Source organism: Bradyrhizobium sp. I71 (assembly GCF_022354745.1).
In the GTDB taxonomy this organism is placed as follows: domain Bacteria; phylum Pseudomonadota; class Alphaproteobacteria; order Rhizobiales; family Xanthobacteraceae; genus Bradyrhizobium; species Bradyrhizobium liaoningense.
The window spans coordinates 456,130-474,520 of the sequence record NZ_CP059398.1; the positions used below are offsets into that span (position 1 = coordinate 456,130).

Consider the following 18,391-nt stretch of genomic DNA (forward strand, 5'->3'; position numbering starts at 1 on the left):
TACCGAGCGGGATATTGCCTAAAAATGTCCCATAGAATGGGAACAAATCTGCCATGTGCGGCGTTTGTCCCCGTCGAGGCGGGGTCCGGAATGTCCGAAAAGTTCAGTCAACAGAGAGACTTGTTCGAAAGCGAGCGCAGTTTCCGGCTGTTGGTTGAGGGAGTCGCCGACTACGCCCTCTACATGCTTGATCCCAAGGGGATCATCACCAGTTGGAACGTCGGCGGCGAACGCATCAAGGGCTATTCGCCCGAGGAGATCCTCGGCCAGCATTTCTCCCGCTTCTACACCGAGACCGACCGCGCCAATGGCAAGCCGGCGCGGGCGCTCGGTATCGCGCGGGAAAAGGGCCGATATGAGGAGGAAGGCTGGCGGGTCCGAAAGGACGGCACGTTCTTCTGGGCCAGCGTGGTGATCGACCCGATCTACGAGGGCGGCGCGCTGATCGGCTTCGCCAAGATCACGCGCGACATCACCGAGCGCCGCAACGCCCAGCTCAAGCTCGAGGCAATGCAGAAGCAGCTCGCCGAGTCGCAGAAATTCGATGCGCTCGGACAGCTCACCGGCGGGGTTGCCCACGACTTCAACAATCTTCTGATGATCATCAGCGGAAGCCTTCACATCCTGAAGAAGAGCGCCGCCGACGACCCCAAGCTCGAGCGCGCCATGTCCGCGATCGAGACCGCGACCAAACGCGGCGCCGCGCTGACGAACCAGCTCCTCACCTTCGCGCGGCGGCAGAGCGTCAACCCGCAGGCGATCGATTTCGCCGAACGGGTCGCGGCCATCCGCGAGGTGCTCGACGCCGGCGTGGGCAGTTCCGTGCGCCTCGCCTACGACATCGGCTCCGACACCTGGCCGATCAAGGCCGACGTCTCCGAGCTCGAGACTGCGCTGCTCAACCTCGTCATCAATGCCCGCGACGCGATGCCGGACGGTGGCACGGTGACGATCGGCGCGCGCAATGTCGTGCTGAACGAACCTCCTCTCGCCGGCGACTTCGTCGCAATCGACGTCACAGATACCGGGCTCGGAATTCCCTCCGACGTTCTCGACAAGATCTTCGAGCCGTTCTTCACCACCAAGCCGATCGGAAAAGGCACCGGCCTCGGCCTTTCGCAGGTGCACGGCTTCGCTCATCAGGCCGGCGGCACGATAACGGTCGCAAGCGAGCTCGGAAAGGGCACGACATTCACCATCATCCTGCCGCGCGGCACAGATGCGCCGTCGCGCGAGACATCGGGGACGCCTCTCCGCGGCAGCGGCACGGTGCTGCTGGTCGAGGACAATCCCGACGTCGCCCTGGTCAGCATCGGTCTTCTGGAGCAGCTCGGCTATCAAGTGCGCCGGGTCGCCGATGCCGAAGCGGCATTGCGCGAGATCGAGAGCAACGGCGTCGACTTCGTGTTCTCGGACATCGTCATGCCCGGCAAGATGGACGGGCTCAGCCTCGCCCATCGCCTGCGCCAGATCCGCCCCGGCCTGCCGATCCTGCTCGCCACCGGGTACAGCGAGGTCGCCGCCGGTGTGCGCGGCGATTTCCCGATCCTGCGCAAACCCTATGAGATCCATGAGCTGAGCGAGGCGATCGCCAAGCTGCCAAGGTGAAATTTCCCATCGAGCGCTTGGGCACCTCGGCCTCGACGTCGTCATGGCCGGGCAGGCCCGGGCATGACGGTCTTCTGAAGCTACACCGTCGGCAGGACCGAGAACGTCTCCCCTGCCCGGCGCAGATTCAGCTCATCCGCGCTCGCGGTTTCACTGGTGACGCTGTCGACGCGCGAGGACGGCGGGCCGTGGCGGCAAAGCGCGACCATGTCGGCAACGTGGTTCGGCGCGCCGGCGAACAGCGCCTCCACGCTGCCGTCGCGACGGTTGCGGACCCAGCCTTCGAGGCCGCTCGCCGTCGCCTGATACTCGACCCAGGCCCGATAGCCGACGCCCTGCACGCGTCCGCGGATCATGACCTGAAGAATTGCCCGGCTCACTTGTTCAATCCGAGGACATCGGCGCTGCGCACCCTGGCCTCGCCCTCGCGCATGACACGGGCCATCAGCTCCGGCGATGCCAAGCCCTTGAGGCTTTTGGGCGCCGTGCCCTCGCGCAACGCCCTCTGCGTCTCGTAGACGGCCTGCGTCGCGGCGGCGATCGGCGCATGGCCCTGGAGCGCGATGCGTACGCGCTGGCTCGCAAGGTAGTCGAGCGCATTCAATTCGTCCGGCGCACCGCCGAGTACGATCGGCAGGCGCGTGACAGATGCGATGGCCTCGAGCTCGGCGCGCGACTTGATGCCGGTGAAGAACAACGCATCGACTCCGGCAGCCTCGTAAGCCTTGGCGCGGCGAACGGCATCCTCGATCGAGGTGATCGCGGCAGCGCCCGTGCGGCCCATGATCACCAGCGACGGATCGCTGCGGCCGCCAAGCGCCGCCTTCATCTTGCCGACGCCTTCCTCGAGCGAGATCAGCTGCGTCTTCGTTTCGCCAAAGGCAGCCGGCAGCAGCGTGTCCTCGATAGTGAGGCCGGCGGCGCCCGCCATCTCCAACTCCTGCACCGTGCGGCGCACGTTGAGCGCATTGCCGTAGCCGTGATCGGCATCGACCAGAACGGGGAGTGTTGCGGCGCGCGACATCCGCCGCATCTGCTCGGCAAGCTCGGTGAGCGTGATCAGCGTGATATCGGGATCGCCGAGCACGGCGAGCGAGGCCACTGATCCCCCGAACATGCCGAGCGGAAACCCGAGGTCCTCCGCAATGCGGATCGAGATGGCGTCGTAGACCGAGCCGGGATGGACACAAGTTGCGCCCGACAGGATGGAGCGAAGTTTCTCGCGGCGGGAACGAAAGGCCATGGGTGCCCTCTCATTTGTAGCGACGCAGCCGCAACATACTCGGTCATTGCGAGCGCAGCGAAGCAATCCAGGATTTTTCCGCAGAGGCAGTCTGGATTGCTTCGCTGCGCTCGCAATAACGGTGTTCGTGGGGACGCTGAGATCCCCACGAAGACGCTTTACGCAAACTCCAGGATCAGCGCGTCCACCGCGAGTGTCGCACCCGCGCTGGCGTGGATCTTCTTCACGGTGCCGTCCTGCTCGGCGCGCAGCACGTTCTGCATCTTCATGGCTTCGACCACCGCCAGCGTCTCGCCGGCCTTGACCTCCTGCCCTTCGGTCACCGCGATCGAGACCACGAGGCCGGGCATCGGGCACAGCAGCTTCTTGCCGGTGTCGGAGGCCGTCGTCACCGGCATCAGCCGCGCGGAAGCCGCCTCGGCCTCGGTCCAGACATAGACCGGCACCTCGACACCCTGATGCGCGAGGCGGATGCCGTTGGCGATCGGACGCGCCTGCACCGCGACGAGGTGACCGTCGATGGTGCCCTGCCAGACCGGATCGCCGGGCTTCCACGGCGACTGCAAGAGATGCGCATTGCCGGCCTTGCCGTCGGGATCGATGAAGCGGATCGCGATCGCCTCGCCCTCGCGCCCGACCTCGAGCAGGATCTCCTGGCGGTCGAGCCAGACCGAGCGGCGGCGCTCTCGCTGCACGATGCGGCCGCCCATCTGGCCCGAGATCTGCCGCTTGCGCTCACCGAGCACGTGATCGATGGCGGCGCCGACCGCGGCGATCCGCCGCGCGACCTCGCCTTCGGGCACGCGCACCGCAAAGCCCTTGGGGAATTCCTCGGCGATGAAGCCGGTCGAGAGCCGTCCCTCGCGCCAGCGCGGATGGTGCATCAGCGCCGACAGGAACGGGATGTTGTGCCTGATGCCGTCGACGTAGAAGGAATCCAGCGCAGTGGCCTGAGCCTCGATCGCAGCCGCGCGCGACGGCGCATGGGTGACGAGCTTGGCGATCATCGGATCGTAGTGGATCGAGATCTCGCCCCCCTCCTGCACGCCGGTGTCGTTGCGGATGGTGATGCCGTCCTTGCTGGCTTCCGCCGGCGGCCGATACTTCACGAGCCGCCCGATCGAGGGCAGGAAGTTGCGGAACGGGTCTTCGGCGTAGAGGCGGGACTCCACCGCCCAGCCCGTCAGCGTGACGTCCTTCTGCGCGATGGCGAGCTTCTCGCCGGCGGCGACACGGATCATCTGCTCGACGAGGTCGATGCCGGTGACGAGTTCCGTGACGGGATGCTCGACCTGGAGGCGCGTGTTCATCTCCAGGAAGTAGAAGCTCTTGTCCTGCCCTGCCACGAACTCGACCGTGCCGGCGGAGTCGTAATTCACGGCCTTGGCCAGCGCGACCGCCTGCTCGCCCATCTTGCGGCGGGTGGCCTCGTCGAGCAGCGGCGACGGCGCTTCCTCGATGACCTTCTGGTTGCGGCGCTGGATCGAGCATTCGCGCTCGCCGAGATAGATCACGTTGCCGTGCTTGTCGCCCAGCACCTGGATCTCGATGTGGCGGGGATCGACGATGAACTTTTCGATGAAGACGCGGTCGTCGCCGAACGAGGCCTTCGCTTCCGCTTTTGCCAGCCCAAATCCCTCCTCGACCTCCTGGGTCGAGTAGGCGATCCGCATGCCCTTGCCGCCGCCGCCGGCGGAGGCCTTGATCATCACCGGATAGCCGATCGCATCGGCGATTTTGACCGCATGCTTGGCGTCTTGGATCACGCCGAGGAAGCCCGGCACGGTCGAGACGTCGGCATTCGCCGCCGCCTTCTTGGATTCGATCTTGTCGCCCATCGCGGCGATCGCGCCGGGGTTGGGGCCGACGAAGACGATACCGGCCGCCTCCAGCGCGCGCGGAAACGCCTCGCGCTCGGACAGGAAGCCGTAGCCGGGATGCACCGCCTCGGCGCCCGTCCTGCGGCAGGCCTCGACGATCTTCTCGATCACCAGATAGCTCTCGGCCGCAGCCGGCGGACCAATCAGCACCGCCTCGTCGGCCATCTCGACATGGAGGGCATCGCGGTCGGCTTCGGAATAGACCGCAACCGTTTGAATTCCCATCTTGCGGGCGGTCTTGATGACCCGGCAGGCGATTTCGCCGCGATTGGCGATCAGAATCCGTTTGAACATGCTTTTCTTGAGTCTCGACCTTGGGCGGGACCCGTCTCCTGGCCGTTGGGGCCTATGGGACGGGCCGTGTGGCTCCCGTGGTACATCAAAATGGGCCGGAGGCAACGGTCTAAATCCGGGGCCTCTGGCGTGCCAGCGCAAGACCGAAATGGGCCCGGCGAGCCCTAGGGACGCCGTGCCGCTTCCCGGGGCTTCCCGGCCTTGGCCACGTCCCGGACCAGGCCGTGAATGAAGCCCAGCTTGCCAACCACAGCCGGCGACAGGATGAAGGGATAGAGGTCGCGCAGGCCCATGGCGCGGTTGACGCTGTTCATGGCGAAGGTGAAGGGCAGCCATGCGTTGACCAGCGCCTCGATATCCCTTGCCTCGTAGGGGTTGAAACGGATGCGCGCCGTCAACTCTCCGTCGCGGTCGACCCTGGGGCGCACCTCCATGCCGAACTCGGCGGCCATCTCCAGCGTGTCGACGATGTGGAGATAGTGCGCCCAGGTCTCGGCGAAGTCTTCCCACGGGTGTGTCGTGGCGTAGGCCGAGACGTAGCTCTGCCGCCAGTCCGGCGGCGGGCCTTCGGCATAGTGCCGCTGCAAGGCCTGACCGTAATCGACGGAATCGTCGCCGAACACGGCGCGACATTGGTCCAGCCTGCCGCCGTCCCGCACCAGCACGTCCCAGAAATAGTGTCCGACCTCGTGGCGGAAATGCCCGAGCGGCGTCCGGTAGGGCTCGCCCATTTCGAGCCTGCGCCGCTCGCGCTCGATGTCGTCCGCCTCCTTGAGCGCGATCGTGATCAGGCCGCTGTCGTGGCCCGTCATGACCTTCTGTCCGCTGTTCGGATCGTCGGCAAGGAAATTGAAGATCAGCCCATGCTCGGGATTGTCCTGCCGGGTCTGGAGCGGCAGCCTCCAGCGGATCAGGGCATAGAGTAGACGGTGCTTGGCCACCTCCAGCTCACGCCATCCAGCAAGCTGCGCCGGATCGGAGAGGTTCGGTACCGTCCCATTGTGGCGGCAGGCGCGGCAATAGCCGGTGGTATCGTCCGTGTCTGTCAGCCAGTTGCAGGCGTCGTATTCGGCATTCCGGCACAGCATCCGGCCTTCGCCGTTGTCGGCCAATGTCCGCCAGGCTTCTCCGTCGGGCTCGATCGCCGACATTGTCTCCTTCTCCGGCATGAAGGCGACACGATGGCCGCAGCGTTCGCAGGCACGATTCTCGAAATAGAGAACGTTGCCGCAGGCCTGACAGACGAAGAGCTTCAAGATTTAGCCTCTTTGGAAAGGGATTCTTATGAGCGAGTTGGCACCCCGCGAAGACGCCTCGATCAGCCGATCGTTCCAGTCTCCGGAACAAATTGCCAGACCAGACGTTGCCGCCGGGTCGTTCCTCGCGTTCAGGCACGCGCTCCCATTTTCCGATACTTTACCCTCTAAACAATGGTCATCACGCTCCGTCTGTGTGAATATCGGTTCGGCACGTGCGCACCCGCATCACAACGGCCGATGCCTTGAACGATCCCTTGCCCGAGACCATCGCAGCCGAAAGGCTGCGCCAGCACCTCGAAGACGTCGCGCGCGAGCGCGATAACGCCTATCGCGCGCTGCAGGAGCGCGAGGCCGAGCTGGCACGCATCCAGCGCATCGGCAAGGTCGGCGGCGTCGAGGTCGATTTCCGCGAAGGCTTCAAGAACCGTCGCTCGCCCGAATATCTGATGATCCACGGCCTGCCGCCGGAGGCCGCGGACGAGACGCACGAGGCCTGGGTCAACCGCATCCATCCCGACGATCGCGACGCGGCCGTCAAGCATTTCTTCGAGGCTCTCGCCGGAACGAGCGAAGACTACAGCGCTGAATACCGCATCATCCGTCCCAGCGACGGCGAGACCCGCTGGATCCGGGTCGTCGCCAAGATCGAGCGCGACAAGGACGGCCGCGCGATCCGCCTCGTCGGCGCCCACATCGACATTACCGACCAGGCGCTGGCGCGCGCGACGCTGCGCGAGAGCGAGGAGCGCTTTCGGCTGATCGCCGACAGCGCGCCGGTCCCGATCTGGGTCACCAAGCTCGACCGCAAGCGGTCCTTCGCCAACCGGGCCTATGTCGATTTCGTCGGGCTGCCCTACGATCAGGCCATCGACTTCGACTGGCGCAAGGTGCTGCATCCCGACGACCTGCCGCACGTGCTCCAGCAATCGGTCCAGGGTGAAGCCTCCCTCAAACCCTTCGTGCTGGAAGCGCGTTACAGGAACGCAAGCGGCGAATGGCGGTGGCTCCGATCGGAATCGCAGCCGCGCTGGGACCCGACGGGCAAGCATATCGGCTTCATCGGCGTCGCCCACGACATCACCGTCGCCAAGCAGGCCGAGATCGAGCTCCGGCAGCTGAACGAGACGCTGGAACAGCGCATTGCCGAGCGCACCGCCGAGCTCGAATCCAACGAGGCACGGCTGCGCGCGATCCTGGAGACCAGCAATCAGTATCAGGGCCTGGTCAATCTCAGAGGTGAGCTGCTTTACGCCAACAAGACCGCGCTGGACGGCATCAAGGCACGCTCTTCGGATGTGATCGGAAAGCCGTTCTGGGACACGCCCTGGTTCGCCGGCACAAACGGCATGAGCGCCGCCGTGCGAGAGGCCTTCGACACGGTGCTCAAAGGAGAAGCGGTGCGGCTGGAGATGCGCCTGCGCCTTCCCATCGGCGAGCGCGATTTCGATTTCGGCATGCGGCCCGTGCTCGACCGCCACGGCAACATCACCGGCGCGGTGCCCGAGGCCGTCGACGTCACCGAGCGCCGCCGCGGCGAGGAAGCGCTGCGGCAATCGCAGAAGATGGAGGCGATCGGCCAGCTCACCGGAGGCGTCGCGCACGACTTCAACAATCTCCTCACCATCATCCGCTCTGCCACCGACTTCCTGCGCCGCCGCGAGCTGCCGGAGGAACGCCGCCGCCGCTATGTCGACGCCATCTCCGAGACGGTCGAGCGCGCCTCGAAGCTGACGGCACAGCTTCTGGCGTTCGCGCGACGGCAGCCGCTGAAGCCGCAGATCTTCAATGTCGGCAGCCAGGTCGAGGGCGTGGCACAGCTGGTCCGGCCACTGGTCGGCGGCCGCATCGAGATCGCCGTGGAAGTTCGGGATCCCGATTGCTTCACCGTGGCCGACATCGGCCAGTTCGAGGCCGCGCTGATCAACCTCGCCATCAACGCCCGTGATGCCATGGATGGCGAAGGCCGCCTCACCATCGCCGTGCGCAAGGTCCAGGGTATCCCTCAGCTGCGCGCGCAATCGGCGCGCAGCGGCGACTACGTCGCCATCTCCGTCACCGACACCGGCAGCGGCATCGCGCCCGAGCATCTCGACTCGATCTTCGAACCGTTCTTCACCACCAAGGAGGTCGGCAAGGGCACCGGCCTCGGCCTCAGCCAGGCCTTCGGCTTCGCAAAACAGTCCGAGGGCGACATCGCGGTGACGAGCACGCAAGGCAAAGGCGCGACCTTCACCATCTATCTGCCGCAGGCGCAAAGCCCGGCCACCGAGAAGGAAGCCGCGGCGCTGACCAGCGAGACCGCGACCACCGGGCGCGGCTACCGCGTGCTCGTGGTCGAGGACAACGACGAGGTCGGCCAGTTCTCGACCGAGCTTCTGGAAGACCTCGGCTATGTCGTCCGCCGCGTCGCCAACGCCAACGCGGCACTGGCGATCCTCGGCGAGAACGAATTTGCCGTCGACCTCGTGTTCTCCGACGTCATCATGCCCGGAATGAACGGCGTCGAGCTAGCCGGCATCATCCGCGAGCGCTATCCGGGCCTGCCCGTGGTGCTCACCAGCGGCTACAGCAACGTGCTCGCCGAAAGCGCCCATCGCGGTTTCGAACTGATCCAGAAGCCGTATTCGGTAGAGTCGCTGTCGCGCATATTGCGCAAGGCGATCACGGAGAAGCTATCCGTGGCACGGTGACTACGCCACCTGACGGAACAAAGCTGCCGTGAAATCGGGTTTCGCCGGGACCTTCCAGCCTGGATCGAGGAATGCATGTCGAGCCAAGACCTTGATCAGGCGAGGCGCGCCGGCCGCGCGCTGGATGCGGCCAATTTCTTCCTCGCCGACGTCCGCGACGGGCTCGGCCCTTATCTCGCGGTCTATCTTCTCACCGAGCAGCATTGGAACGAGGCTCGCATTGGCCTCGTGATGTCGATCGCAACGATCGCCGGCATCGTCGCGCAGACGCCGGCCGGTGCGCTGGTTGACGCCACACGGACGAAGCGGTTGGTGATGGTGGCCGCTGCGATTCTGGTGACGCTCGCCTCGCTCTCGCTGCCGTTGTTCCCCAACCTCCTGCCGGTGATGATCTCGCAAGGCATCGCGCAAGCCGCTGCTGTGGTCTTCCCACCGGCGATCGCCGCGGTCTCTCTTGGCATTTTCGGGCATGCCGCATTTACCAGGCGCATCGGGCGTAACGAGACTTTCAACCACGCAGGCAACGCCGTCGCGGCGGGCATCGCCGGCCTCTCCGCCTATTGGTTCGGACCGACCGTCGTGTTCTACCTTCTCGGCGCCATGGCGATCGCGAGCCTCGTCAGCATCCTGGCGATCCCCGAACGGGCCATCGACCACGACCTCGCGCGCGGACTGCACCACGCTCGTACTAATGGTGCACCCGAACATCCCTCGGGCCTCGGCGTGCTCCTGACCTGCCGTCCGCTGCTCATATTCGCGATCTGTGTCGTCCTGTTTCACCTCTCCAACGCGGCGATGCTGCCGCTGGTCGGGCAAAAGCTTGCGCTGCAGGACAAGAACATCGGCACCAGCCTGATGTCGGCGTGCATCGTTGCGGCGCAAGTGGTGATGGTGCCGTTCGCGATGCTGGTCGGCGCACGGGCGGACCGCTGGGGACACAAGCGGTTCTTCCTTGTCGCATTGTTGATCCTGCCGATCCGAGGGGCACTCTATACGCTCTCCGACAATCCGTTCTGGCTGGTCGGCGTGCAGCTTCTGGATGGCGTCGGCGCCGGCATTTTCGGTGCAATCTTTCCCGTCATCGTCGCCGACCTCATGCGCAACACCGGCCGCTTCAACGTCGCACAGGGCGCCGTCATCACGGCCCAGAGCATCGGCGCGGCGCTGTCGACGACACTGGCGGGCCTGGTCGTCGTCGGCGCCGGTTACAGCGCAGCATTCATCACGCTCGGCGCCGTAGCGGCGATCGGTGCCGTGATCTGCCTCCTCGCCTTGCCCGAGACGCGGCAAAGCGACGACGGCGATCCGCGCCCGCGGGGGAAGACAGCGGCGCCCGCATCGGCTATCGCAGCCGAATGAATCCACTCCCATTCGAGAACTGAACAGTGCCGTCTGACGCCATCTGGACCTGGAGCATCATCGTCGTCGCGACCGCAGGCGTCATCGTCCGGCCCTTTCGCCTGCCCGAGGCGATCTGGGCGGTGATCGGCGCCGGCGCGCTGCTGCTGTCTGGTTTGCTGCCGTGGCCGGATGCGTTGACAGGTATCGAGAAGGGCGTCGACGTCTATCTTTTCCTGATCGGCATGATGCTGATCGCAGAGCTGGCGCGGCTCGAAGGCCTGTTCGACTATCTCGCCGCGCTTGCGGTGGAGTATGCACGCGGCTCTCCGCAGCGACTGTTCCTGCTGATCTACCTCGTCGGCACCCTCGTCACCGTGCTGCTCTCCAACGATGCCACCGCGATCGTGCTGACACCGGCCGTCTATGCCGCGACGCGCGCAGCCGGCGCAAAGCCGCTGCCCTATCTGTTCGTCTGCGCCTTCATTGCCAATGCCGCAAGCTTCGTGCTGCCGATCTCCAATCCGGCCAATCTCGTCGTGTTCGGCGCGCGCATGCCGCAGCTCACCGAATGGCTGCGCCTGTTCGCCCTGCCCTCGGCGGCCTCGATCCTGCTCACATACGTGGTCCTGCGCCTGAGCCAGCACCGCGCGCTCAAGGAGGAAACGATCGCCCGCAGCGTGCCGCATCCGAAGCTTGGACGCGGCGGCAAGCTCACGGCAATAGGCATCGTCGCGATCGGCATCGTGCTGGTCACCGCGTCGGCGCTGGACAGGCAACTGGGCCTGCCGACCTTCATCTGCGGCGTCGCGACGGCGGCGATCGTGCTGCTGATCAACCGGCAATCGCCGTTGCCCGTGCTGCGCGGTGTCTCCTGGAGCGTGCTGCCGCTCGTCGGCGGGCTCTTTGTCATGGTGGAAGCGCTGGTGAAGACCGGCGTGATCGCGCAGCTGAGCGCGCTGCTGCACCAGGCGGTCGCGCAATCGGTGCCCCAGGCGGCCTGGAGCGTCGGCATCGCCACCGCGCTTGCCGACAACATCGCCAACAACCTTCCGGTCGGCCTCGTCGCCGGCTCGGTCGCCGCCAGCGATCATCTGCCCGCACCGGTCATCAGCGCCATCCTGATCGGCGTCGATCTCGGCCCCAATCTGTCGGTGACCGGATCGCTCGCCACCATCCTCTGGCTGGTGGCGCTCCGGCGGGAGAAGATCGAGGTCGGCGCCTGGCCGTTCCTCAAGCTCGGTCTGCTGGTGACGCCGCCTGCCTTGATCGGTGCACTGGCGGCTGCCATCAGGTAGCGGCAAAGGGCGCCGGCTAAACAAGTACAGCCGTTTGCGGTGCATCAATGCCGGCGATGCGGCGGCGGCTAGAGTTCACTTGTCGCGTGCTTCAGACAGGCTGCGGCAAGGAAGGTTGATCATGCAGATTCGATCAAAGTCGCTGCCGCAGAGCTTCTCGCTGCGTCGCGGAATTCAGAGCTTCGTTGCACCCGGCAAAGGCCGCATGGAGACGTCCCATCCCTTGCTCGTCTTCTCCGTCGTGGTGCTGCTGGCCCTGTTCGCCATCCTGGAGATCGACGTCCACACGGCGCAGCTTCAGGCCATCGGCCTGCTCGGCCATGGTACCGGGATCGATCCCGTCTTCCTGAGCCCCTAGCGGGAGGAGCCCGATCGCGACCACACCGGACCGCGACCGGGCTATGCGTCAGTCGTTCTCGTAGCCGTAGACTTCCGGCAGGATGAAGATCGCGGCAAGCAATCCGATCAGCGGGAAGATTGCGACGAACAGCGTGGCGTTGGCCTGTCCGATCGCCGCGAACAGCGACGGGAACAGGAAGATCGCCAGGAACGACGGCAGCTTGACGAACATGTATGCGAAGCCGCTGGCGGTGCCGCGATATCTCGGCCTGGCGACCATGGTCGGGATCGTCATGCAGTTCGACGCATCCCAGTAGTGGCCCCACAGCATGGCGGCGGCCGCGAACGGCAGCAGTATCTTGTTGTCGGTGTAGAGCGCGAAGGCCGCGACCAGAAGCGAAGCCAGCACGATGCCGAAACCGGCGATGGCGATACCGCGATGGCCGATCTTCGGCGTCAGCAGCGGACCGACCCAGCCGGACAACGCGGCGAAGCAGAACAGCCCCATCGTCACCAGGTTATTGCCGAGCACGCTCGACACGCCGACCATCACGAACAGCACCGGCAGGTAGAACGCGAAGGTCGAGAATTCGCTGCCTTGCGCGAAGCAGGCGATCCAGCCGTAGATCGTCGCGCGCCAGCGGATCGGGTCCTTCTTGAGGTCGGCGAGGAACGCGCGGGTCGAGACCTTCGGCACCTGGACGTCCCGATCCGGCAGCATGTCGAGATTGTCGTTGAACATCTCGCGCGCGACCTGCTTGGCCTCGCGGTAGCGCCCCTTCTGCACCAGCCACACCGCCGTCTCCGGCACGTCGTGGCGCATGATCAGGATGATCAGCGCCGGCACCGCGCCGAGGCCGAGCGTCACGCGCCACAGCATCTCGTGGTTCATGTCGATCAGGAGGAAGATCACGATGACGCCGATGGTCAGGACCTCGCCGACGGCGAACATGAACTGCCAGCGGTTGCCCATGACCTCGCGCTCGCCCTTGGCCATGGATTCCATGATGTAGGTGTAGCCGGTCGAGATGTCGGAGCCGAGCGGGATGCCGAGTAGGAAGCGGATTACGACCAGCCACGCAACATTCGGCACGAAGGCCTGCGCCAGCGCCAGCACGATGAACATCACCATCGTCACCAGGAACATCACGCGGCGCCCGATCTTGTCGGACAGCCACCCGCCGAGCAGCGCGCCGATCAGGGCGCCGCCTTGCGTGCCGGCCGCAGCAAGGCCGAGCATCAGCGGATCGGGATTGTACTGCTCCTTGATGAAGATCAGCACGAAGGCGATCGAATAGAGGTCCCAGGCCTCGACCAGGATCGAGGCCATCATCAGCCAGCCGACCTTGTTGCCCTTGGGGCTGTAGTTCGTGATGAGGTAGCGGACCGCGGCTTCGCTCGCGGTTGGTTGTGGCATCGCCATCGTTGACATTTTCTTGGTCCTCTCTTCGAAACTTTCTACGCGCCCAGCAGCGGCTCGATGCTGCAATCGAGCAGCCGCGGATCGATCCCGGCCTCCATGCCCGTGAACATCGAATCCATGTAGTCGATCAGGGCATCGCTCGCCCTCACCGCGTCCTCGACGCGGCGGTTGGCGACGGCCGCGAGAATGGCGAGATGATGATCGATCGTGCCTGACAGATCCGCCTGCCCCGGCATGAAGCGGTGGTGGATGTAGCCGATGCGCCGATACAGCGTGTGCAGTGGCCGCATCGTATGCACCAGGAACGGCTCGCCTGCCGCCTCCAGCACCAGCGCGTCGATGCGGCGGTCGATACTGTTGAATTCGTCGAGGGTCAGGCTGGCGCGGCGCTCGCGCAGCAGACGTTCGATGTGCAGCGCCTGATTGCGATGCGAGAGGCTGGCGCGATCGGCGGCAAGGCGGATCACGAAGCGCTCCATGTCGCGGCGCAGGCCGAGCAGCATGCGCTCGCGCGCCAGATCGATCGGCGCGATGTGCAGACCGTGACGGGGCCGGATGATGATCAGGGTATCTGCCGAGAGACGATTGACGGCGTGATGCACCGGTGTGCGCCCGAAGCCGGTGATATGCTGCAATTCCAGCATCGTCATGAATTGTCCGGGCTTGAGCTCGCAGTGAACAAGGAGCTCTTCGATCTTCTGGTAGGCCAGCTCGAAGAAATTGAGCCGGTTGCGCCGCGAGGGCTTGCCCTCGCCGTCGTTGTCGTCGTTTCTCACCACCTCGAGCGCGCGCTTGCGCTTTGCCATGTCGTTCTCTCCCGTCGGCCCGCGCTCTCGTTGCTGGATGGCGCCCTGTTTGTTGGAGCCTTAAAACATGTTGTGATATATTACAAGCCGGCGTAAGACTCCCGCGCGACCTGCAACATGTTGCAGTGCGAAATGAGACGACGGACGCGCGACGTCTGTAATGGGAGGACAATTGCCGTGAAGATCACGTCGATCGAGACGCTGCGTACGGAGGAATTTTCCAACGTCATCTGGGTCCGCGTTCACACCGACACGGGTGTGATCGGGCTCGGCGAAACGTTCTACGGCGCGGGCGCGGTCGAGGCGCAGATCCACGACACCTTTGCCGGCCGCCTGCTCGGCCGCAATCCCCTGCACATCGAAGCCATCCATCGCGACATGCTGAATTTGCCCATGGCGCAATCGTCGACGGGCGTCGAGTATCGCGCAGCCTCCGCGATCGACATTGCGTTGTGGGACCTGTTCGGCAAGGTCTGCGGCCAGCCGGTGCACCAGATGCTCGGCGGCCTCTGCCGCGACAAGCAGCGCATCTACAACACCTGCGCCGGCACGCAATATGTCCGCTCGACCAATATCAGTCCGGTCGCGAACTGGAATCTCGGCGCTTCCAAAGGACCTTACGAGGATCTCGACGGTTTCATGCATCGCGCCGACGCGCTTGCCGAAAGCCTTTTGGAAAGCGGCATCTCCGCCATGAAGATCTGGCCGTTCGATCCGGCCGCGCAGGAGAACAAGGGCCTCTACATCACCGCCGCGCAGATGAAGCAGGCCATCGAACCTTTCGAGAAGATCCGCAAGGCGGTCGGCGACAGGATGGAGATCATGGTCGAGCTCCACTCGCTGTGGAACCTGCCGACGGCCAAGCAGATCGCGCGCGCGCTCGAGCCCTACAAGCCGACCTGGTACGAGGACCCGATCCGCATGAACTCGCCGCAGGCGCTGGCCGAATATGCGCGCTCGACCGACGTCTGGGTCTGCGCCAGCGAGACGCTGGGCTCGCGCTTCCCCTACAAGGACATGCTCGACCGCGACGCCATGCACGTGGTGATGGCGGATCTGTGCTGGACTGGAGGCCTCACCGAGGGCCGCAAGATCGCCGCGATGGCCGAGACCTATCACCGGCCCTTCGCACCGCACGATTGCATCGGCCCGATCGGCTTCATTGCGGCCATCCACATGTCGTTCAGCCAGCCCAACACGCTGATCCAGGAATCGGTGCGCGCCTTCTACAAGGGCTGGTACAATGAGCTCGTCACCACGATGCCGGTGATCAAGGATGGTTTCGTCTACCCGATGGAAGGTCCCGGCCTCGGCGTCGACCTGCTGCCCGCCGTCTTCGACCGCTCCGATCTCACCGTGCGCCGCTCCAACGTCTGAGGACTTCCCGAGATGAGCACTTCCCTCTTCGACCTCTCCGGCCGCACCGCGCTCGTGACCGGTTCCTCCCGCGGCCTCGGCCGCGCCATCGCCGAGGGCATGGCCAAGGCCGGCGCCAGGATCATCGTCAACGGCGTCGATCCCAAGCGCGTCGAGCAGGCCGTTGCCGAATTTCGGGCCGCCGGGCATCAAGCCGAAGGCGCCGCGTTCAACGTCACCGACGAGCCCGCCATCGTCGCCGCCTTCGAGCGCTTCGACCGCGAAGGGCTCGCCGTCGACATCCTCGTCAACAATGCCGGCATCCAGCACCGCAAGCCGCTGGTGGAATTCACCACCGACGAGTGGCGCAAGGTGATCGAGACCAACCTCACCAGCGCCTTCGTGATCGGCCGCGAGGCGGCCAAGCGCATGATCCCGCGCAAGCACGGCAAGATCATCAACATCGGCTCGCTCGGCAGCGAGCTCGCGCGTCCCACCATCGCGCCCTACACCGCGGCCAAGGGCGGCATCAAGAACCTGACCCGCTCGATGGCGGTGGAATGGGCGCAGCACGGCATCCAGGCCAATGCGATCGGCCCCGGCTACATGCTGACCGACATGAACGAGGCGTTGGTCAACAACGCCGACTTCAACAACTGGCTGATGGGACGCATCCCCGCAAAACGCTGGGGCAAGCCCGACGAGCTGGTGGGTGCTGCGATCTTCCTCGCCTCGGACGCCTCGACCTATGTCAACGGCCAGATCATCTATGTCGATGGCGGCATGATCGCCGCGATGTGACCGCAAACCAGGAGCAGCTCATGCGCGCCGTCGTCATCCACGCACCGAAGGACCTGCGGATCGACCTGTATCCCGATCCGGCGCCCGGTCCGGGCGAAGTCCGCGTCAAGATCGCCAATGGCGGCATCTGCGGCTCGGACTTGCACTATTACCATCACGGCGGTTTCGGCGTCGTCCGCATCCAGCAGCCGATGGCGCTGGGGCATGAAATTGCCGGCGTGGTTGCGGCGGTCGGTGACGGCGTCAGCAGCGTGAAGCCCGGTACCCGCGTTGCAGTGAACCCGAGCAAGCCGTGCGGTATGTGCCTGCATTGCCAGGAGGGCATGCGCAACCAGTGCCTCGACATGCGTTTCCTCGGAAGCGCGATGCGCTTTCCCCACGTGCAGGGCGGCTTTCGCGAATTCATCACGGTCGATGCGACGCAGGCCGTGCCGATCGCGGACAAGCTCTCGCTCGCCGAAGCCGCGGTCGCCGAGCCGCTCGCGGTCTGCCTGCATGCCGGCAAGCAGGCCGGTCCCCTGCTCGGCAAGCGCGTCCTGATCACCGGCTGCGGTCCGATCGGCGCGTTGATGATCCTGGTCTCGCGCTTCGGCGGCGCGGCCGAGATCGTGGTGACCGATGTCGCGGACGCGCCTCTCGCGGTCGCCAGGAAGCTCGGCGCCACGCACGCCATCAACGTCGCGACCGACGCCGCCGCGCTCGATCCCTGGCGCGCCGGCAAGGGCGTCTTCGACACGCTGTTCGAGGCCTCCGGCAATCAGGCGGCGCTGCGGACCGCGCTCGACGTGCTCAGGCCGGGCGCGACGCTGGTGCAGCTCGGCCTCGGCGGCGAGATGACGCTGCCGATCAACTCCATCGTCGCCAAGGAATTGCAGCTCCGCGGCACCTTCCGCTTCGATCCCGAGTTCGAACTGGCGGTGCGCCTGATGGGCGAAGGCCTGATCGACGTCAAGCCCTTGATCACGGCCACCATGCCGTTCGAGAACGCGGTCGCCGCCTTCGAGCTCGCCAGCGACCGCACGCAGTCGATGAAGGTGCAACTGACGTTCTGAACCGCGCTACTGGCTCTCGATCAGCCGGTCGCTGACCAGCCGCACGGCCCCGCGCTTCCAGGAATAGTCCGCGCCCATGCGCAGGCCGCTGTCGCCACGCGTCAGCACCGTGCCGGTCCTGGCATCGCGCACCTGGAAGCCGAACGTGTATTCGGTGCGGCTCACCCGCCGCACCACGCCGATCAGCGACTGATCCGCGCCGAGCTCTTTCGCGATCGCCGCCTCGCAACCGCCACAATCGCGCAAGGCACGCCCCTTCCCCGCCTCGCCGCGCGCGCCGCTGACGTCGACGATGCGGTAGCGGCCGGATTGGCCCAGTGCCTCGCGCACGCCACCGGTCACCTCGGCCATGTATGACGCGTCCGATGCCGCCGATGTGCCGGCCGAGGCGGCGGTCGTATCCTCGAGCTCGAAATCGAACACGGCGAGCGCGACCGGCGCGGGCGTTGCGAGCGCAGCCATGATCTCGCGGGAGACGAAGATCTCGGCGCGCTCCCAGGATTCATCATTGTCGCCGCGGAAGCTGTAGAGCTTGTCCATCACGAGCTTCTTGGCGCCGATTTCGATCACGGCGACCTTGGCCCATTGCACCAGCGTGCTCGTCTTCTGGATGCCGCCGATCACCTTGAACGCCGCGCCGTCCTGGGCGGACGGAACCAGCCGATAGCGCGGGTCCGCGCCAATGTCCCTTCGAAGCGCGGCCATGAACGCCGCCAGCCGCCGCTCGTGGGCGGCGGTCTGGTCGGCCGGCTCGGCCGAGGTGTCGGTATAGCTGAAATCGTCCATGGCTACGCCAATGGCGTCCCCGGCATCGGCCCGTGAACAACAGAGGCCGCCGAGGAGAAAGACGAGAATCAGCCGGGAGCGGTGCATGAACGGGCCTCCTCGATGGAGCGGGCCCGCAAGTCTGGACGGGTCGCCTGACGCCATGCAGCCGTGACCGTCCCGACGAACGCCGGGAAAATTTCACGACGTTGCACTGCGGTAAGGCGGGAACGCTTCCC

15 protein-coding genes are annotated in these 18,391 nt (G+C 65.4%); 8 read left to right on the forward strand and 7 right to left on the reverse strand.

The features are described 5' to 3' along the window. Positions 1-90: 90 nt before the first annotated feature. Entirely contained in the window at positions 91-1,608 is a 1,518-nt protein-coding gene (locus tag FJV43_RS02135) for a PAS domain-containing sensor histidine kinase (protein ID WP_239624291.1), read from the forward strand. Between the two features lie 80 nt (positions 1,609-1,688). Here FJV43_RS02135 and FJV43_RS02140 read toward each other — a convergent pair whose 3' ends face one another. From FJV43_RS02140 to FJV43_RS02155, 4 genes are all read right to left on the reverse strand, one after another. Further along, positions 1,689-1,988 carry an acylphosphatase gene (locus FJV43_RS02140; protein WP_239624292.1) on the reverse strand — a complete coding sequence of 100 codons (300 nt, stop codon included), beginning with the start codon at positions 1,986-1,988 and terminating at the stop codon, positions 1,689-1,691. Then, entirely contained in the window at positions 1,985-2,851 is an 867-nt protein-coding gene (locus FJV43_RS02145) for an isocitrate lyase/PEP mutase family protein (RefSeq protein WP_239624294.1), read from the reverse strand. Before FJV43_RS02145 ends, FJV43_RS02140 begins: the two co-directional genes overlap by 4 nt. A gap of 158 nt (positions 2,852-3,009) precedes the next feature. Further along, positions 3,010-5,025, reverse strand: a complete 2,016-nt coding sequence (locus FJV43_RS02150; protein ID WP_239624296.1) for an acetyl/propionyl/methylcrotonyl-CoA carboxylase subunit alpha — start codon at positions 5,023-5,025, stop codon at positions 3,010-3,012. 164 nt (positions 5,026-5,189) lie between these two features. Further along, positions 5,190-6,281, reverse strand: a complete 1,092-nt coding sequence (locus FJV43_RS02155) for a putative zinc-binding peptidase (protein ID WP_239624297.1) — start codon at positions 6,279-6,281, stop codon at positions 5,190-5,192. Positions 6,282-6,496: 215 nt separating this feature from the next. Between FJV43_RS02155 and FJV43_RS02160 the strand changes: the two genes are divergently transcribed. The 4 genes from FJV43_RS02160 to FJV43_RS02175 all read left to right on the forward strand — a co-directional run bounded on the left by FJV43_RS02160 (position 6,497) and on the right by FJV43_RS02175 (position 11,968). Next, positions 6,497-8,974 carry a PAS domain S-box protein gene (locus FJV43_RS02160; RefSeq protein ID WP_239624299.1) on the forward strand — a complete coding sequence of 826 codons (2,478 nt, stop codon included), beginning with the start codon at positions 6,497-6,499 and terminating at the stop codon, positions 8,972-8,974. 75 nt (positions 8,975-9,049) lie between these two features. Continuing rightward, complete coding sequence (locus FJV43_RS02165; protein ID WP_239624301.1) at positions 9,050-10,333, forward strand: MFS transporter; 1,284 nt, start codon at positions 9,050-9,052, stop codon at positions 10,331-10,333. A gap of 26 nt (positions 10,334-10,359) precedes the next feature. Next, a complete protein-coding gene (locus FJV43_RS02170) occupies positions 10,360-11,610 on the forward strand; it encodes an arsenic transporter (RefSeq protein WP_239624302.1) in 1,251 nt (416 codons plus the stop codon). Between the two features lie 121 nt (positions 11,611-11,731). Then, complete coding sequence (locus FJV43_RS02175; protein WP_239624304.1) at positions 11,732-11,968, forward strand: hypothetical protein; 237 nt, start codon at positions 11,732-11,734, stop codon at positions 11,966-11,968. Positions 11,969-12,016: 48 nt separating this feature from the next. Here the strand turns inward: FJV43_RS02175 and FJV43_RS02180 are convergent, their stop codons facing one another. Beyond that, the gene (locus tag FJV43_RS02180; protein ID WP_239624305.1) at positions 12,017-13,381 is read right to left on the reverse strand and encodes an MFS transporter; all 1,365 of its coding nucleotides are present in this window, start codon (positions 13,379-13,381) and stop codon (positions 12,017-12,019) included. Positions 13,382-13,407: 26 nt separating this feature from the next. Then, the gene (locus FJV43_RS02185) at positions 13,408-14,178 is read right to left on the reverse strand and encodes a GntR family transcriptional regulator (protein WP_239624307.1); all 771 of its coding nucleotides are present in this window, start codon (positions 14,176-14,178) and stop codon (positions 13,408-13,410) included. 177 nt (positions 14,179-14,355) lie between these two features. Here FJV43_RS02185 and FJV43_RS02190 point away from each other — a divergent pair, with 177 nt between their 5' ends. The 3 genes from FJV43_RS02190 to FJV43_RS02200 are packed head-to-tail and all read left to right on the forward strand — an operon-like array spanning position 14,356 to position 17,387. Next, positions 14,356-15,555: a mandelate racemase/muconate lactonizing enzyme family protein gene (locus FJV43_RS02190; protein ID WP_239624309.1), complete on the forward strand. Its 1,200-nt coding sequence runs from the start codon at positions 14,356-14,358 to the stop codon at positions 15,553-15,555. Between the two features lie 12 nt (positions 15,556-15,567). Then, positions 15,568-16,335, forward strand: coding sequence for a glucose 1-dehydrogenase (locus FJV43_RS02195; protein ID WP_239624310.1), 768 nt, complete (start codon positions 15,568-15,570; stop codon positions 16,333-16,335). A 20-nt stretch (positions 16,336-16,355) separates the two neighbouring features. Continuing rightward, positions 16,356-17,387, forward strand: coding sequence for an L-idonate 5-dehydrogenase (locus tag FJV43_RS02200; protein WP_239624312.1), 1,032 nt, complete (start codon positions 16,356-16,358; stop codon positions 17,385-17,387). A gap of 6 nt (positions 17,388-17,393) precedes the next feature. Here FJV43_RS02200 and FJV43_RS02205 read toward each other — a convergent pair whose 3' ends face one another. Next, positions 17,394-18,260 carry a DUF3280 domain-containing protein gene (locus tag FJV43_RS02205; RefSeq protein WP_239624313.1) on the reverse strand — a complete coding sequence of 289 codons (867 nt, stop codon included), beginning with the start codon at positions 18,258-18,260 and terminating at the stop codon, positions 17,394-17,396. Positions 18,261-18,391: the final 131 nt, after the last annotated feature.

What these genes read in the sequence shown, in the direction of transcription:
- FJV43_RS02180 (WP_239624305.1), bottom strand. Translation starts at nt 13,381, where the DNA reads ATGTCAACGATGGCGATGCCACAACCAACCGCGAGCGAAGCCGCGGTC.
- FJV43_RS02135 (WP_239624291.1), top strand. Translation starts at nt 91, where the DNA reads ATGTCCGAAAAGTTCAGTCAACAGAGAGACTTGTTCGAAAGCGAGCGC.
- FJV43_RS02145 (WP_239624294.1), bottom strand. Translation starts at nt 2,851, where the DNA reads ATGGCCTTTCGTTCCCGCCGCGAGAAACTTCGCTCCATCCTGTCGGGC.
- FJV43_RS02205 (WP_239624313.1), bottom strand. Translation starts at nt 18,260, where the DNA reads ATGCACCGCTCCCGGCTGATTCTCGTCTTTCTCCTCGGCGGCCTCTGT.
- FJV43_RS02165 (WP_239624301.1), top strand. Translation starts at nt 9,050, where the DNA reads ATGTCGAGCCAAGACCTTGATCAGGCGAGGCGCGCCGGCCGCGCGCTG.
- FJV43_RS02185 (WP_239624307.1), bottom strand. Translation starts at nt 14,178, where the DNA reads ATGGCAAAGCGCAAGCGCGCGCTCGAGGTGGTGAGAAACGACGACAAC.
- FJV43_RS02150 (WP_239624296.1), bottom strand. Translation starts at nt 5,025, where the DNA reads ATGTTCAAACGGATTCTGATCGCCAATCGCGGCGAAATCGCCTGCCGG.
- FJV43_RS02195 (WP_239624310.1), top strand. Translation starts at nt 15,568, where the DNA reads ATGAGCACTTCCCTCTTCGACCTCTCCGGCCGCACCGCGCTCGTGACC.
- FJV43_RS02200 (WP_239624312.1), top strand. Translation starts at nt 16,356, where the DNA reads ATGCGCGCCGTCGTCATCCACGCACCGAAGGACCTGCGGATCGACCTG.
- FJV43_RS02175 (WP_239624304.1), top strand. Translation starts at nt 11,732, where the DNA reads ATGCAGATTCGATCAAAGTCGCTGCCGCAGAGCTTCTCGCTGCGTCGC.